The organism is Duganella violaceipulchra (genome assembly GCF_019166075.1).
In the GTDB taxonomy this organism is placed as follows: Bacteria; Pseudomonadota; Gammaproteobacteria; order Burkholderiales; family Burkholderiaceae_D; genus Rugamonas; species Rugamonas violaceipulchra.
This window is the reverse complement of the sequence record NZ_JAHTGR010000003.1, coordinates 516,746-532,793: the sequence shown is the minus strand read 5'-3', so window position 1 is coordinate 532,793 and position 16,048 is coordinate 516,746. Positions and strand designations below refer to the sequence as shown.

Sequence of the window (16,048 nt, the reverse complement as noted above, 5' to 3'; positions counted from 1 at the left end):
CGGGGTCAGACCCCTTGCGGCTCGGCCGCCGGGGTACGGAGTCACCTGCGTGGCAGCGCCAGCAAGTCCTTCGCCTCCGGCAAGAGAGTAGTCAAACGCAAGCCATCGGGCGCGGCCAGCATGCCGGCCGCCTCGTTCAACCCGCCCGGCATCGCCAGCGATGACGGCCCGGCAGCCACCTGCTGGCCGCCTTCGCTGAAGGCCGCCAGCGCCTCCACCATGCCGCCCACCCGGCTGCGCAATGAAGGCCCGCCCTGCGCCGTCAGGTGCGGCAGCCTGGCCGCCGCCAGCGCCGCCAGCTGCGCCGTGCTCAGGCCGGCCGTCTGCGCGGTGGCGAACGCCAGCGCCTGCGCCGTCGTCAGCGCGCCGATCTGCGTGGTCGACAGCACCGCCAGCTGCGCGCTGCTCAGCGCCCGCAGGTCGCGCGTTTCCAGCGCCGCCAAGTCGTCCGATCCCAGCGCAGCCAGCAGCGGCTTGCTCAGCGCCGCCATCTGGCTCGTCGTCAGCGCCACGATCTGATCGGTGGTCAGCACGTCGCCGCCGGCGATGTGCGCGGTCGGCAGCGCCGCGATCTGGCGCTGCGACCAGGCCGCGATCTGCCCGGTGCCGAACGCTTGCAACTGTTCCGGCAGCAGCTGGGCGATGGCGCTGGTGCCCAGGCCGCCGATCGCGGTGGTGCTCAGCGCGGCCAGACCCTCGTTGCCCAGGCCGCGCAACTGCGTGGCCGCCAGCGCCGCCACCTGCGCCGCGCTGAGCGCCCCCACCTGCGTGAGCGACCAGGCCGCCAACTGCGCCGTGTTCAAACCGGCGATCACCTGCGACGACAGCGCCGCCAACTGGCCGGTGCGGATCGCCGCCACTTCCTCCGCCGTCAAGGCCTGGTACTGGCGCGAGGTGAGCACGCCGAACTGCGTGACCGTCAAGCCGGCGAACTGCTCCAGGCTCAGGCCGGCCAGCGCAGCGGTGGTCAGCGCCGCCACCTGGCCGCCGGCCAGCGCGCCGATCTGGCGGCTGGTCAGCGCCGCCAGCGTGGCCGGCGCCAGGTTGGCGATCACCGAGGTGTTCAGCCGCGCCAGGTCGCTCAGCTGCAGATTGGCCACCACCTCGGCCGACAGCGCGGCGAACTGGGTGCTGCTGAGCATGGAGGCCTGGCCGCCCGTCAGCGCGTTGATCTGGTCGCTGCCCATCGCTTGCAACTGGTCGGTGCGCAGGCCCACGATGGCGCCCAGCTGCAGCGCGGCGATTTCCGCCGTCTGCATCCGCGCCATCACGTCGCTCGACAGGGCGGCGATGTGCTGGCTGCCCAGGCCGGACGCCTGGGCGGTGGTCAATCCCAGGATCTGTTCGCTGCCCAGCACCGCCAACTGCGCGGTGCGCAAGCCGAAGATGGCCGCCGCTCTCAGCGCCGCGAAGTCCTGCGACTCCAGCGCCGCCACCGCCTCCAGCGACAGCGCGGCGACCTGCGCGCCGCTCAGCGTGGCCGCCTGCGCCGTGCTCAGCGCGATGGCCTGCTCGACCGTCATGCCGGCCAGCGTGGCCGGCTTGAGCTGGGCGATCTGCGCCGTGCTGAGCAGGCCGATCTGGTGGTCCGCGCCGCCCAGCACCGCGAACTGCGCCGAGTTCAGCGCGCCGAACACCGTGGCCGGCAAGGCCGCCAGCGCGGCCGGCGACAGCGCCGCCAGATTGGTGGTCGACAGGCCGACCGCCGACGCCGGATTCAGTTTGGCGATCTGCGCCGTGCTCAGGGCCTGGAATTGTTCGGCGCTCAGGGCGTTCAGGCTGGCCGAGCTGAAGGCGGTCAGCTGGCGCGGCGTCAGCGCGGCGATGCGGTCCGGGCCCAGCAGCGCCAGCAGGCGCGTCGACAGGCCGGCGATCGCCGGCCCCGCCAGCGCGGCCAGGTCGGCGGTCTCGATCGCGGCGAAGGCGGCGCTATTGAGGGCGTTGACCTGGCTGCTGCTGAGCATGGCCACCTGCGCCGTGCTCAGCGCGGCCAGTTGCTCGCCGTTGAACGCGGCGAGCTGGCGCGTCTTGAGGCCGGCGATGGCGCTCGCCTTCAGGGCCGCCAGGTCGCCGCCGTCGAGCGCGGCGATGGCCTGGGTCGACAAGCTGCCCAGCTGGGTCGCGTTCAACGCGGCGGCCTGGGCGCTGGTCAGCTGCGCGGCCTGCTGCGCCGTCAGGCCGGACAGCGCGGCGCTGCCCAGCGCCGCCACCTGGGCGGTCGAGAACAGGCCGAAGTCGCCGTCGCCGCTGGCGCCCAGCGCGGCCAGCTGGGCCGAGCTCAGGCCCGCCATCACCGCCACCCGCAGCGCGGCCAGGCTGGCGCCATCGAGCGCCATGAGGTCGGCGCTCGACAGCACGCCGAACTGGTGCGCGGTCAGCGTGGCCAGCTGGGCGCTGCTCAGCGCGTGCAGCTGGGCCGCTTGCAGCGCATGGATTTGCGCCGTGCTGAGCGCGCCGATGACGGCCGCGCTGAGCGCGTGGATGCGCTCGGCATCGAGCGCCTGGATCTGGCCGCTGCCCAGCGCCGCCACCTGGCGGCTGTGCAGCGCGTGCAGCTGCTCCAGGCTCAGCGACATCAGTTGCGCCACGCTCAGCACGCCGATCTGGCGCGAGCCCAGCGCGGCGATATCGGCCGTTTCAATCGCCGCCAGTTCGGCCGCGCTCAACTGCTTCAACATCGCCGTGCCCAGCGCCGCGATCTGCAGCGTGGAAAACGCCGCCATCTGCTCCGCGCTGAACAGGTCCTCGCCCTCGTGGCGGCGCGCCGGCAGCGCGGCCACCTGGCCGGCCTTGAGCGCGGCGATCTGGGCGGTGCTCAGCGCATGCACCTGTCCCGCCTGCAGGTTGTCGATCAGCGCCACCGACAGCGCGTTGACCTGGCGCGTGCCCATGGCCGCCAGCGCCTCGGGCGACAGGCCGCCGAAGCCCTTGGCACTGAGCAAGCCGGCCTGCACCACCGTCAGCGCCGCCAGCTGCTCCGGCGTCAGCGCCGCCATGAAGGCGGTCGCTTGCGACGCCTGGTTCAGCGTGTAGCTGCGCAAGGCCGCGAAGTCCGCCGGCTGCAGGGCGCCGACGCTGGCCAGCGGCAGCGCCGCCAGCTGCGGCGCGGTCAGGGTGCTGGCCTGGGCCGTGGTCATCGCCGCGATGTATTCCACGCCCAGGTGGGCCATGTCGGCGGTGGTGAGCCGGCTGATCAGACGATTGCCGCCGGCGGCAAACTGCTCCGGGGTCAGGCTGCTGTCGAAGGTCATGGTGTTTCCTTTGTGATGAAGTGGTGGCGAGCGTGAGCTGGGGGAAACGGAAAGATTGAGGATTTGCTATGCTGCGCATGCAAAAAAAGCCCGCACAAGGCGGGCTCATCCTGAACAGCCAGGCAGGCTATTTGGGCAGCGCCAGCACACCGTGGCCGGCGGCCGTCTGCAAGGCTTTCAGGCGCAGCATGTCGCTGTCCACCTGTGCGCCCGCGACGGTGCGGCCGAGGTCGTGGAACTGTTGCAGCGCCCCGGCCAGGCGCGCCGCGTTGGCCGCCAGCACGCCGTCCGGCCGGCCGCCGTCGAAGTCCAGGCCGCCGCCCGGCGCCGTCTGCGCGCCGGCGCTGAACGCGGACAAGGCTTGCGCCATGCCGCTGACCTGGGCGCTCAGTCCCTGCTGGAACCAGACATCGGCGGCCGCGTGCTGCTGGCCGTCGACGGTGGTGTAGCTGGAGGTCAGGCCGATGAGGTTGCCATGATCGAAGGCCCCGCCCCGCTGCACATCCAGGTTCAGGCTGGTGATGCGCAGTGCCGCCAGCGTCTTCAGCTCGCCGGACTGGCTGACGCCGTCGGCATTGGCGTCGACCCACACGCGCAAGTCGCTGTAGCCGGCGTCGAGCGCGTCGACCACGCCGTCGTGGTTGGCGTCGAGTTCCGCCAGCGCCTGGTAGCCGTTGGCGGCGGTGCCGCCGGCGGCCAGCCGGGTGGACGAGCCGAACAACTCGCTGCCGTCGTCGATGCTGCCGTTGTGGTTGCGGTCCAGCGCCAGCAAGCCATCGCCCGCGCCCACCCAGCCGGTGGCCCGTTGCCGGCCGCTGGCGGCTAGGTCGAACTGCACGCCCGCCTCCAGCCCCAGCGTGGTGACGCCGTTGCCGTCCAGGTCCAGCACCAGTGGCGTGTTGAACGTCATGGACGCCAGCTGCTCCGCACTGAAGGCGTTTTGCTGGTCAACGCTCAGGGCGCTGTACTGGGCCAGCGACAGCGCGTGGGTCTGGGTCGTGGTCAGCACCGCCAGCTGCGCCGTCGCCAGCGCCGCCATCTGCGTGGTCGACAGCGCAGCGATCTGGCGCGTGGCCAGGCCGGCCATGTCGCGCGTTTCGATGGCGCCGAGGTTGGCCGCCGTCAGGTCGGCGATCACCGCCGTGTTCAACGCCCCCAGCTGGGCCGAGGACAGCGCCACCATCTGGGCGCCGGTGAACTGGCTGGCGGCCGACGCGTTGGGCAGCAGCGCGGCCACTTGCGCCAGGCTCAGCGCGCTGATCTGGTCGGTGCCCAGCGCCAGCAGCTGGTCGTCGTGCAGCGCGCGGATCGCGGCCGTACCCAGCGCCGCGATATCGGCCGTTTCAATGGTCGCCAGCGCCAGCGCCTGGAGCTGCGCCAGCGCCGCCGAACCGAGCGCGGCGAACTGCGCCGTGGTCAGCGCGTGCAACTGGGCCGTGATCATGCCCGACAGCAGGTTGCCGTCGCGCCCGGCGGCGTTCAGCACCAGCGGATTGATCGCGGCCACGTCTTGCGTGCCCAGCGCCGCCACCTGGCCGCCGCTCAGGGCGATCAGCTGGGTGCTGCCGAGCGCGCCGACCTGGGCGCTGCCCAGCGCCGCCAGCTGGGCGTTGGTCAGCGCCTGCATCTGCTGCGTCCGCAGGCCGGCGATGGCCGCCGTCCTCAGGGCCGCCACGTCCGCCGTCGCCATCGCCGCCAGCACCGTCGGCTGCAGCGCGCCCAGCTGGGCGCTGCCCAGCGCCGCCGCCTGGGCCGTGGTCAGCGCCGCGACCTGGGCCGTGCTCAGGCCCGGCAGGGCGGTGCTGCGCAAGGCGGCGATCTGCTCGGTGCCGAGCGCGGAGATCAGCTGCGCCGCGCTGCCCAGCGGATCGGCGCCCAGCACCGCCATCTGCGCCGACGACAGCCCGGCCAGCGCCGAGGTGCTCAGCGCGGCCAGGTTGTCGGTGCGGATGGCGGCCACGTCGTCGAGCGACAGGCGCGCCAGCTGCTGCGAGCTCAGCGCGCGGATCTGCGCCGAGCTCAGGCCGTAAATCTGTTGCGTGCCCAGCGCGTCGAGCTGGCTGCTGCGCAGCGACACCACCTGGGCCGACGTCAGGCCGGCCAGTTGCGCCGCGCTCAGGGCGCCGAAATTGGCGCCCGACAAGCCGCCCAGCGCCGCCGTGCTCAAGGCGCCGAGATCGGCGCTTTCCAGGCCCGACAAGGCGGCCGTGCTCAAGGCCGCCACCTGGGCGCTGTTCAGCACGCCGGCCTGGGCGGTGGTCAGCGCCGCCAGCTGCATGCTGCTCAGCGCCGCGGCCTGGGCCGTGCGCAGGCCGGCGACGGCGGCGGTGCGCAAGGCCGCGAGATCTTCCGTGGTCAAGCCCAGCAGCAGCGCCGACGGCAGCGCCGCCAGCTGCGCGCTGCTCAGCACCGCCGCCTGGCTGGTGCTCAAGGCCAGCACCTGCACCACCGTCAAGCCCTGCAAGGCGGCAGTACTGAAGGCCGCCACCTGCGCCGTGGTCAGCGCGCCGACGAAGGACGGCGAGCCGTTCGGCTCCACGCCCAGCGCCGCCATCTGCTCCGAGCGCAGGCCGGCGATCGCCACCGTGCTGAGGGCGCTCAGGTGGGCGGTGTCGAGCGCGACCATATTGGCGGTCGACAGGCCGGCCATCTGCAGCGTGCCCAGCGCGCCGGTTTGCGCCAGCGTCAGCCCGGCCACCTGGGCGCTGCCGAGGGCGGCGATCTGGTGGCTCTGCAGCGCCGTCACCTGGCGCGTGCTCAAGCTGTTGAGCTGGGTGAGCGACAGGTTGGCCAGCAGCGACACGTTCAGGCCGGCCACCGCCTGCTGGCTCAGGGCGGCCAGGTTGGTGGTGGACAGGCCGACCACCATCTGGCTGCTCAGGGCGCCGATCTGCGCGCTGCTGAGCACACCGAACTGCGCGGTCGTCAACGCGCCCAGCTGGACGCTGTTGAGCACCGCCAGCTGGGCGCTGCCCAGGCCGGCGATGGCGGCGGTTTTCAACGCGGCCAGGTCGGCCGATTCGAGCGCGGCGATCTGCCGGGTCGACAGCGCGGCCACCTGCTGGCTCAGCAAGGCCGCAGCCTGCGTCGTGCTCAGCGCGACGATCTGGCGCGTGTCCAGGCCGGCCAGCGCGGTGCTGCGCAAGGAAACGATCTGGGCCGTCGTCAAGGCGTCGATATGGCTGACGCCGGCGGTGTCGGTGCCCAGCGCGGCCATCTGCGCGGAACTGAGGGCGGCGATGGCGGCGGTCTTCAGCGCGGCCAGGTCGTCGGTCTGCAGCGCGGCGATCTGCGCCGAGCCGAGGGCGGCGACCTGGGCGCTGCCGAGGGCGGCCGCTTCGCCGGTGGTCAGGGCGACCAGCTGCGCGCTGCCCAGTCCCTGCAAGGCGCTGGTGCCGAGCGCGGCGATCTGCGCGCTGCCCAGCGAGGCGAACTGGGCGCTGGCGAGGCCGCCGCCGAGGGCGGCCAGTTGGGCCGAATTGAGCGCGGCGATCGCGGCCGTGCTCAGGCCCGGCAGCGCGCGGCTGTCGAGCGCGGCCAGGTCGATGGTGCTCAGGCCGGCGATCTGGCGCGAACCGAACGCGCCCAGCTGCGTCGAACTCAAGGCCAGGATCTGCTGGGTGCCGAGGGCGGCGATCTGGTCGCTGCTCAGCGCCATCAATTGCTGCGATTTCAACACCGCCAGCTGCGACGACCCCAGTTGCGCGACCACCCGCGTGGTCAGGGCGCTGATGGCGGCGGTGGTCAGCGCCGCCAGGTTGGCGGTCGACAAGCCGGCCAGCGTGGCGTTGGACAGCGCGCCCAGTTGCAGGCTGCTCAGGGCGGCCATCTGCTGGGTGGTCAGGGCGGCCAGCTGGGTGGCGCTGAGCGCCCGCATCTGGTCGGTCGACAGGCCGCTCAGCGCGGCCGCGCGCAAGGCCGCCACATCGGCCGCTTCCAGCGCGGCGATGTCGCTGGTGCCGAGCCCGGCCAGCTGGGCGCTGCTCAGCGCGGCCGCCTGGGCCGTGCTCAGGGCGACGATCTGGCGCGTGCTCAGGCCGCCGATGGTGCTGCTGCGCAGCGCGGCGATCTGCAAGGTCGACAGCAGGTCGATATGGCTGGCGCCGCCGGCGTCGTTGCCCAGCTGGGCCAGCTGGGCCGAGCTCAGCGCGGCCAGCGCGGCGACCTTCAGGCCGGCCACGGCGGCCGGGTCGAGCGCGTCGACGGCGGCCGTCGACAGCGCGGCGATCTGGTTGGAACCGAGGGCGCCCAGCTGCGCCGACGTCAGCGCGGCCAGTTGCGCGCTGGCCAGGCCGGCCAGCTGATCGGTGCCGAGGGCGCCGACCTGGCGCGTGCTCAGCGAAGCGACCTGGGCGCTGCTCAGGCGCAGCAGCGCGCTGGTCGGCAAGGCGGCGATCACCGCCGTGCTCAGCGCGCCGACATCGTTGGTCTCCAGGCCGGCGATGGCCGACGAGGACAGCGCCAGCACCTGGCTGCTGTTCAGCGCGGCGACCTGGGCGCTGGTGAGCGCCGCCACCTGGGCGCTGTTGAACGCCGCCACCTGCTGGGTGCTCAGGCCGGTCAAGGCCTGGGTCTTGAGCGCGGCCAGGTCCGCCGTTTCCAGCGCGGCGATGTCGTTGCTGGAGAAGGCGGCCAGCTGGCTGCTGCTCAGCACGGCGGCCTGCGCGGTGCTCAGCGCCGCCACCTGGCTGGTGCTCAGGCCGGCCAGGCCGGTGCTGCGCAGCGCGGCGACTTGCGCCGTGCCCAGGGTGCCGAACTGGCTGCCGGACGGGTCGTTGGCCAGCGCGGCCATCTGCTCGGCGCTCAGCGCGGCCAGCGCCGAGGTGCTCAAGGTGCGCAGCGCGATGGCGCCGAGGGCGGCCACGTCGGCGCTCGACAGGCCGGCGATGTTGCGCGAACTCAGGCCCAGGATCTGCGGCACGCCCAGGCTGGCGACCTGCGCCGTGTGCAGCGCCGCCAGCTGGGCGCTGGACAGCACGCCGAACTGCAGCGAGGACAGGCTGGACAATTGCAGCAGGCTCAGGTTGCCGACCGCGGACGGACTCAGCGCCGCGATATTGGCGGTGCTGAAGGCGGCCATATTGGCGCTGGCGAAGCCGGCGATGGTGTCGGACGACAGCGCCGACAGCTGCGACGCGTTCAGGGTCAGGAATTGCGCCATGGTCAGCGCGGCCAGCTGGCCGCTGGTCAGCGCGGCCACCTGGGCCGAGCTCAGTCCGGGAATGGCGGCGGTGCGCAGCGCGGCCAGGTCGAGCGGCTCCAGCGCGGCGATCGCCTGCGTGCTCAGCGCGCGCACCTGGCCGCTGCTCAAGGCGGCGACCTGGGTGGCCGTCAGCGCCACGCTGTCGGCGGTGCTCAGGCCGACCAGCGCGGCGCTGCGCAGCGCGGCGATCTGGGCGGTGTTCAAGCCCTGCACCTGGGCGCTGCCCAGCGCGCTGAGCTGGTCCGAATTGAGGCCGGCCATGGCGGCGGTGCGCAGGCCGGTCACGCTGGCGGCGTTCAGGGCGGCCACATCGGCCGTCGACAGGTTGGCCAGCTGCAGCGAACTGAGCGCTGCAAGTTGCGCCGACGTCAGGCTGCTCACCTGGGCGCTGTTGAGGGCGTTCAATTGCGTGCTCGACAGCGCGGCGATCTGGCGCGTGCCCAGGCCGGCGATTTGCGCTGTGTCCAGGCCGGCGAAGGCGGCGCTGCCCAGCACGGCGATGGCGCTGGTGTTCAGCGCGGCCAGGTCGCCCGCTTCCAGGCCGACCATGCCGGCGGAGCTCAGGGCGCCGAACTGCGAACTGCTCAGCGCGGCGATCTGGGCGGTGGTAAGCGCGCGCACTTGCGCGCTGCCGAGCGCGGCGATCTGCTGCGTGCTCAGCCCGGCGACCGCCGCGGTTTTCAATGCCGCCACCTGGGCCGTCAACAAGTCATGGACCGCCGACGTCGACAGGCTGCTCACCTGCTTGCTGCTCAGTGCGGCTACCTGGGCGCTGTTCATCACCACCCTGGTGTAGTTGGGGTCGAAGAGTACAGACAAGGCGGACGTGCTCAGAGCGGCGACCTGCGCCGTGGTAACCAAGTCGAAATCGCTTCCGAAAATAGTATAGCCAAAAAAGTTGAACTGAGCCGATGAGAGTGCCGCGAACGCGGCCGTGGTCAAGGCCTTGCCGGCCCCCAAATAAAACAGATCCGAAACATCGGCCGCTGTCAGGGCCGCGGCCTGGCTTGGGCTCAGCGCGGCCACCACGGCGGTGTTCATGCGCTCGAACTGGCTGGAATTCATCCCGGCGATCTGCGCGGTGGTAAGCGCGGCGACCTGCGGCATGCTCAAGGCGTTGATCTGTATCGAGCCCATCGTTCCCAGCAGGGTGGGGCTGAGCGCGGCAATGGTGGAGGGACTCAAGGCCCGCAACTCGGCGCTCGTCAGCCAATGCAAGGCATCGGTGGACAGTGCGTTCAACTGTTTGGTGCTCAGCGACGCGAACTGGGCCGTCGTCAACGAGATCGCCTGGTCGGTCGTCAATGCCGCCATCTGCAGCGTGCCCAGGCCCGCGAGGCTGGCGATTTTCACCGCGGCCAGGTCGGCCGTCTCCATCGCGGCCAGCTGCGCCGTCGACAGGCTGGCGATCTGGGCGCTGCTGAGCGCGGCCGCTTGCGCGGTGGACAGCGCCACCATCTGGTCGGTGGTCAGGCCGGCCAGCACCGAGGTCTTCAACGCGGCCAGTTGGGCCGTGCCCAACAGCGCCAGCTGACCGGCCGCGCCGGCGCCCAGCTGGGCGAACTGGTCGGACGTCAGCGCGCCGACGGCGGCCGAGCTCAGCGCCCTGATGCCGGCGCTGCCGATGGCGGCGATGTCGGCGGTCGACAGGCCGGCCACCTGGCGCGAGCCCAGCGCGCCGATCTGCGCCGAGCCGAGCGCACGGATCTGGTTGCTGCTCAGCGCCGCGATCTGCGTACTGCTCAGCGCGGCGATCTGACGCGTGGCGAGCGCGCTGATTTGCGCCGTGTTCAGCGCGGCCAGCAAGGCCGTGCCCAGTTGCGCCACGGCGGACGTATTCAGGGCCGCCAGGTCGGCGCCCGGCAGACTGGCCAGGGCGTTGCTCGACAGCGCGCCGATCTGGGCGCTGTTGAACGCGGCGAATGCGGCGCTGGAGAGCGCGCCCAGCTGGCTGCTGCTCAGCAACGCCAGCTGGCTGCTGGCCATGGCGGCGACGGCGGCGCTTTTCAGCGCGGCGACGTCGGCCGTTTCCAGCGCGCCGACGGCGTCGCTGGACAGGGCGTTCAGCTGCGTGCTGCCGAGCGCGGCCGCCTGCGCGGTGCCCAGCGCGACGGCCTGCTGCGTGCTCAAGGCGCGCACTTGCGCCGAGCCCAGCGAAGCGACCGCCTGCGTGCCCAGCGCGCCGATGCCGCGCGTGCCGATGGCCAGGATTTCATCGGCCGTCAAGGTCGCCAGCTGGCGCGTGCTCAGCGCGGCCAATTGGCCGGTGCCCATCAGGGCCACCTGGTCGGACGACAGGCTGGCGATATTGGCGGTGCCCAGGGCGGCCAGGTCGGCCGTCTCAAACGCGGCGATGGCCTGGGTGCTCAGGCTGGTGAAGGCCTTGGTGCCCAGCGCCGCCGCCTGGGCGGTGGTCAAGGCCGCGATCTGGGCGCTGCCCAGCGCGCCCATGAAGCCGGACGGCAAGGCGCCGACGGCGTTCAGCACGGTGGAATTGATGGCGGCCAGGTCTTGCGTGGTCAACACCGCGACATTGGCGGTGGCCAGGAAAGCCAGCTGGGCGCTGGTCATGACGGACAGGTGATCGGTGCGCAGGGCCGGCACCTGGAGCGAGCTCAACGCCGCAATATCCTCGCTGGTCCACGACCGCACATCCTGGATGGTCAGGTTGTTGGCGATCTGGGACGTGCTGAGTAAGGGGACGAAGGTGCTCATCACGAGTTCCTAATTTGATAACATCTTTCACTATAGCAGAAATCGCGCTAATTTCTACAGAGCAACGAAATTATTTTCCCGGTTTTTTATCAAAAATTACATGAAAAATGCCGCAAAATCAAAGACTTTGCGGCATTCTTACCCAACAGACATGAGTTTTGTTGCAGTGCGATTAAGCCTTGGCTTCGCCGCCCAGGGCCTCGACCACGTCGGCCATCAGCTTGGCCAGTTCGCCAGTCATCAACATGAAGTCGCCGTCGAAGCGTTCGTCGTCGTTCTTGGTGCTCGATTCCTTTTCGGCGATCACGTCCAGCGGCTTGATGCCCTTGATCGCCAGCGATTCGGTCAGCACGAAGGAGATCTTGCTGTCCCAGGTCATGGCCAGGCGGGTGCACTGCTTGCCGGCGGCGATGTGGCGGCGCACTTCGTCCGCTTCCAGCGTGTGGCGCACGTAGCGCACCGCCGCCTTGCTCTCGCCGGTGGCGCGCAGTTCGGTGTCCATGTCGACCGTGAAGCCGGCCGGCGCGTCGTCCGCCTGCAGCCATTCGGTCATCACGCCCACCGGCGAGCGCTGCACGCGCAGGCTTTCCAGCGGCAGCTTGTCGACCGCCTTGAGCAGCAGCTTGATCACTTCGTCGGCCTTGGCCGGGCTGGCGGCGTCGACCACCAGCCAGCCGTTGACCGGATCGATCCAGGTCCAGACGTTGCTGCGGATCGAGAAGGCGCGCGGCAACAGCTCGTCGGCCACGCGCTCTTTCAGTTCCTTCATCGCCTTCTTGCCCGGCCCGAAGCCCTGGGCTTCTTCCATCTCAGCGGCGCGCGCCTTGGCGACCTGGTTGATGACGGTGTTCGGCAGCAGTTTCTTCTCGGTGCCCAGCAGGATCAGCATCTGTTGGTTGACCACGTGCACCAGGCCGCCGTTCGGGCGCGGCGTGTCCCAGCCCTGGCGCAGCAGCTCATTGCTGCTGGCCGGGACGAAGGAGTGGGACGCCAGCGCCGCTTCCAGTTGTTCGGGGGTATAGGCCCAAGGGGCCGGCAGACGGTAAATCTGTAGATTCTTGAACCACATGTGTTGAGCCTTGTTTCAGTAATGCCAGGGGAGCGCCATTTTACACGGTGATGGCGGCGCCGGACCGATTGTGTTGCTGAGCTAGGCGAACAATTCGCCTTGCCGGGGCAAAGCCGTCTGCGCGCCCGAGCCGGGCGGCTCGAGCGTGCTGGCGCGCACGCCCAGCAGGCGCAGCCGGCGTTGCAGCGGCACCCGCTTCAGGCACTCGCGCGCCGCGTGCAGGATGCCGGTGGCGTCGGCCACCGGCTGCGGCAGGGTGACGTTGCGGCTGACGATCTGGAAATCGTCGAAGCGCAGCTTGATGCTGATGGTGCGGCTGACGTAGCCCTTACGTTTGAGGTCGTCCGCCAGCCGCGCGCACAGCTGGGTCAGGATGCCGGACAAGGTGTCGCGGTCCTGGCGCGCGTGCAGGTCGCGCTCGAAGGTGGTTTCACGGCTGATCGACTTGCTCTCGGTGCTGGTGGAAATCTCGCGGTGGTCGACGCCGTGCGCGGCCTCGGCCAGCCAGGCCGCGTAGTGGGCGCCGAAATGGTCTTGCAGCAGGCCGGCGTCGGCCGCCGCCAGCTGGCCGATGGTGGCTATGCCCAGCGCCGCCAGCTTCTCGGTGGCCTTGGGGCCGATGCCGTTGATCTTGCGCACGCCCAGCGGCCAGATGCGGGCCGGGATGTCCTCGTGGCCGAGGATGGTCAGGCCGTCGGGCTTTTCCAGGTCCGAGCAGATCTTCGACAGCAGCTTGTTGGGCGTCACGCCGATCGAGCACGACAGCCCGGTGGCGTCGCGCACGGCCTGCTTGATGCGCTGCGCCAGCGCGCGCGTCTCGCCTTCGACGTGGGTCAGGTCGATATAGATCTCATCGATGCCGCGGTCCTCGAAATCCGGCGCGATGGCGGCCACGGCGTTCTTGAACAGCCGCGAGCAATGGCGGTAGGCGTCGAAATTGACCGGCAACAGAATCGCGTCCGGCGCCAGCTTGGCCGCCTTCATCATGCCCATGGCCGAGCCGACCCCGAGCGCGCGCGCCTCGTAGGTGGCGGTGGTGATCACGCCGCGCCCCACGTAGTCGCGCAGGCGCGCGAAGGTGTGGCTGCCGTCGGCTTGCGCCACCGGCTGGGCGTCGCGGCCGCCGCCGATGACCACCGGCAGGCCGCGCAACTCGGGATAGCGCAACAGCTCGACGGACGCATAAAACGCGTCCATGTCGAGGTGGGCGATGCGGCGCTGGTCTTCAGCCATGGTGCGGGTAAAATTACTGTGAATACATACAGTATCCACGGAAATCATTGCCGCCGCAAGACCCCACCTTTTGGCCGGACCCGGTGTTACACTTTAGAAACTATCCGTTGCCCCTGGCCGACATGTCCCATCGCTTGCGCACCGTCTTGCTGTGTCTGCTGCTGTCCGCCGCGCCTGCGGCGCGGGCGGCGGACGGCGCTTGCGCGCCGGCGCGGGTCGGCCTGAGCGACCTCGGCTACACGTCCTACCGCGACGGCGCCGCCATCCGCGGCATCACGGCCGACGTGCTGGAGGCGGTGCGCCAGCGCAGCGGCTGCGCCTTCCAGCTGGAGTGGTATCCGCATGGCCGGCTGTATGCGCAATTCTTCAACGGCCAGCTGGACCTGACCGGCGCCTCGCTGCGCACCGCCGAGCGCGACCACTACGGCGTGTGGCTGCCCTACGCCTACACCCATTTCGAGCTGCTGCTGCTCAACAAGAACGCCGGCAAGTTCCACAGCCTGGAAGATTTCGTCGAGCACAGCACGGCGCGCCTGAACGTCACGCGCGGCATCTTCTATTCCGCCGCGACGATGGCGCAGATGGAACGGCTGCAAAAGCTGGGACGGCTGGAATACGTCAGCGACTACGGCGTGGTGTTCCGCAAGATCCTGGCCGGGCGCGCCGAGGGCACGCTGGCGCCGCCGGCCATCCACGTGCTGCACCAGCGCCGCTTCCACATGCTCGGCACGATGAGCGCCACGCCGTTCGCCGAATCGCCGCGCGCGCTGGTGGGCGTGTATGTGTCGAACCGGGTGGCGGCGCCGGTGCGGCGCCGCTATGTCGAGGCGCTGCGCGCCGTCGTCGGCGACGGCACCGTGCAGAAAATCTACGAGCGTTATCTGGGCGAAGAGATCACCCGCCAGATCTTCAGCGGCGGCGTGCGCGACATCCTCGACGCGCTGCCGGACAGCTAGCGGCGTTCACGTTCCCGGAGATCGCCGCACCACCACCAGCACCGCGCCGGCCACCAGGCTGGCGGCCAGCAGATAGATGCCGTTGGCGGTGCTGCCGGTGGCGTCCTTGATGGCGCCGACCAGGTAGGGACTGGCGAAGCCGGCCAGGTTGCCGACCGAGTTGATCAAGGCGATCCCGGCCGCCGCCGCCGCGCCGCCCAGCAGCGCGGTCGGCAAGCTCCAGAAGATCGGGAAGGTGGAGAGGATGCCGGCCGTGGCCACGCTCAGCGCGACCATGGCGACGACGGTGTTGTCGCTGTAGACGGTGGCCACCACCAGACCCAGCGCGCCGGCCACGGCGGCGGCCGCCGCGTGCCAGCGCCGTTCGCCGCTGCGGTCCGAATGGCGCGCGGCCAGCACCATCGCCAGCGCCGCCACCGAATACGGGATCGCCGTCAGCAGGCCGATATCGAACACGTCCTTGACGCCGCTGTTCTTGATCAACTGCGGCAGCCAGAAGCTGACGCCGTACAAGCCCATCACGAACAGGAAGTACACCAGCGCCAGCAGCCATACCGTGCCGCTGCCGAACACCTGCGCCAGCGGCAGGCGCTGTTGATGCTGGCCGTCCGCGACGATGGCGCGTTCCAGCCGCTGCTTGTCGTCCTCGCTCAGCCACTTCGCCGAGCGGATGCCGTCGTCCAGGTAGAACAGCGTCCAGATCCCGATCAGCACCGACGGCAAGCCTTCGAGCAGGAACAGCCATTGCCAGCCGCTGAGGCCATACAGGCCGGCGAAGGTCTTCATGATCCAGCCCGACAGCGGCCCGCCGACCACGCCAGCCACCGCCACCCCGCTCATGAACAGCGCCACCATGCGCGCGCGGCGATGGGCCGGATACCAGTACGTCAGATACAGGATGATGCCGGGGAGCCAAGCAGAAAGCGCAGCAGATAGAACGTCGCCACGCTGTTGGCCAGCATCAGCGCCGACGAGATCACGCCCCAGCTGATCATGATGCGGGCGATCCAGATGCGGGCGCCGGTGCGCGTCATCAGCAGGTTGGACGGCACCTCGAACAGGAAGTAGCCGATGAAAAAGATGCCGGCGCCGGCGCCGTACACCGTATCGCTGAAGCGCAGGTCGGCCAGCATCTGCAATTTGGCGAAGCCGACGTTGACCCGGTCCAGGTAGGCGGCCACGTAGCACAGGAACAGGAAAGGCATCAGCCGCCAGCTGACGCGGCGGTACAGGGTATCGAGCTGGTGATCGTCGTGGCGCATGGGGAGGTCCTTTTTCCTGGTGGCTGGCGCGCGGCCATAGTGACACCGGAAAGCGCGCCGCAAACAAATTTTCTAAATTATTTTCAAAAACCCTTGCGGAACGGATAAACCAGCTTGTAGAATACGGCCTCGTTCAGCAGTTGTGACAAAGTAGTGAAGCAAAGCTGATATGTTTTCTGGGTGCTTAGCTCAGTTGGTAGAGCGGCGCCCTTACAAGGCGTAGGTCGGGAGTTCGACCCTCTCAGCACCCACCAAGAAAACAGAGAAAACGAAATTTGGAGCGGTAGTTCAGTTGGTTAGAATACCGGCCTGTCACGCCGGGGGTCGCGGGTTCGAGTCCCGTCCGCTCCGCCAAATTC

General features: G+C 70.0%; 5 protein-coding genes, 2 tRNA genes and 1 pseudogene. 3 read left to right on the top strand and 5 right to left on the bottom strand.

The features are described from left to right. Nucleotides 1-41: 41 nt before the first annotated feature. The 4 genes from KVP70_RS08335 to dinB all read right to left on the bottom strand — a co-directional run bounded on the left by KVP70_RS08335 (nucleotide 42) and on the right by dinB (nucleotide 13,471). The gene (locus tag KVP70_RS08335) at nucleotides 42-3,251 is read right to left on the bottom strand and encodes a hypothetical protein (RefSeq protein WP_217941652.1); all 3,210 of its coding nucleotides are present in this window, start codon (nucleotides 3,249-3,251) and stop codon (nucleotides 42-44) included. Between the two features lie 127 nt (nucleotides 3,252-3,378). Further along, complete coding sequence (locus KVP70_RS08330; protein WP_217941651.1) at nucleotides 3,379-11,169, bottom strand: beta strand repeat-containing protein; 7,791 nt, start codon at nucleotides 11,167-11,169, stop codon at nucleotides 3,379-3,381. A gap of 172 nt (nucleotides 11,170-11,341) precedes the next feature. Further along, nucleotides 11,342-12,238, bottom strand: a complete 897-nt coding sequence (locus KVP70_RS08325; RefSeq protein ID WP_217941650.1) for a recombination-associated protein RdgC — start codon at nucleotides 12,236-12,238, stop codon at nucleotides 11,342-11,344. A gap of 81 nt (nucleotides 12,239-12,319) precedes the next feature. Next, the gene (gene dinB, locus KVP70_RS08320) at nucleotides 12,320-13,471 is read right to left on the bottom strand and encodes a DNA polymerase IV (RefSeq protein ID WP_217941649.1); all 1,152 of its coding nucleotides are present in this window, start codon (nucleotides 13,469-13,471) and stop codon (nucleotides 12,320-12,322) included. A gap of 122 nt (nucleotides 13,472-13,593) precedes the next feature. Here dinB and KVP70_RS08315 point away from each other — a divergent pair, with 122 nt between their 5' ends. Further along, entirely contained in the window at nucleotides 13,594-14,427 is an 834-nt protein-coding gene (locus KVP70_RS08315) for a substrate-binding periplasmic protein (RefSeq protein ID WP_217941648.1), read from the top strand. Nucleotides 14,428-14,433: 6 nt separating this feature from the next. Here the strand turns inward: KVP70_RS08315 and KVP70_RS08310 are convergent. Continuing rightward, nucleotides 14,434-15,632 (bottom strand): annotated as a pseudogene (locus tag KVP70_RS08310) (MFS transporter). A gap of 235 nt (nucleotides 15,633-15,867) precedes the next feature. Here KVP70_RS08310 and KVP70_RS08305 point away from each other — a divergent pair. Next, a tRNA-Val gene (locus KVP70_RS08305) sits at nucleotides 15,868-15,943 on the top strand. 23 nt (nucleotides 15,944-15,966) lie between these two features. Further along, nucleotides 15,967-16,043: transfer RNA gene (locus KVP70_RS08300), tRNA-Asp, on the top strand. The last annotated feature ends 5 nt before the right edge of the window (nucleotides 16,044-16,048 follow it).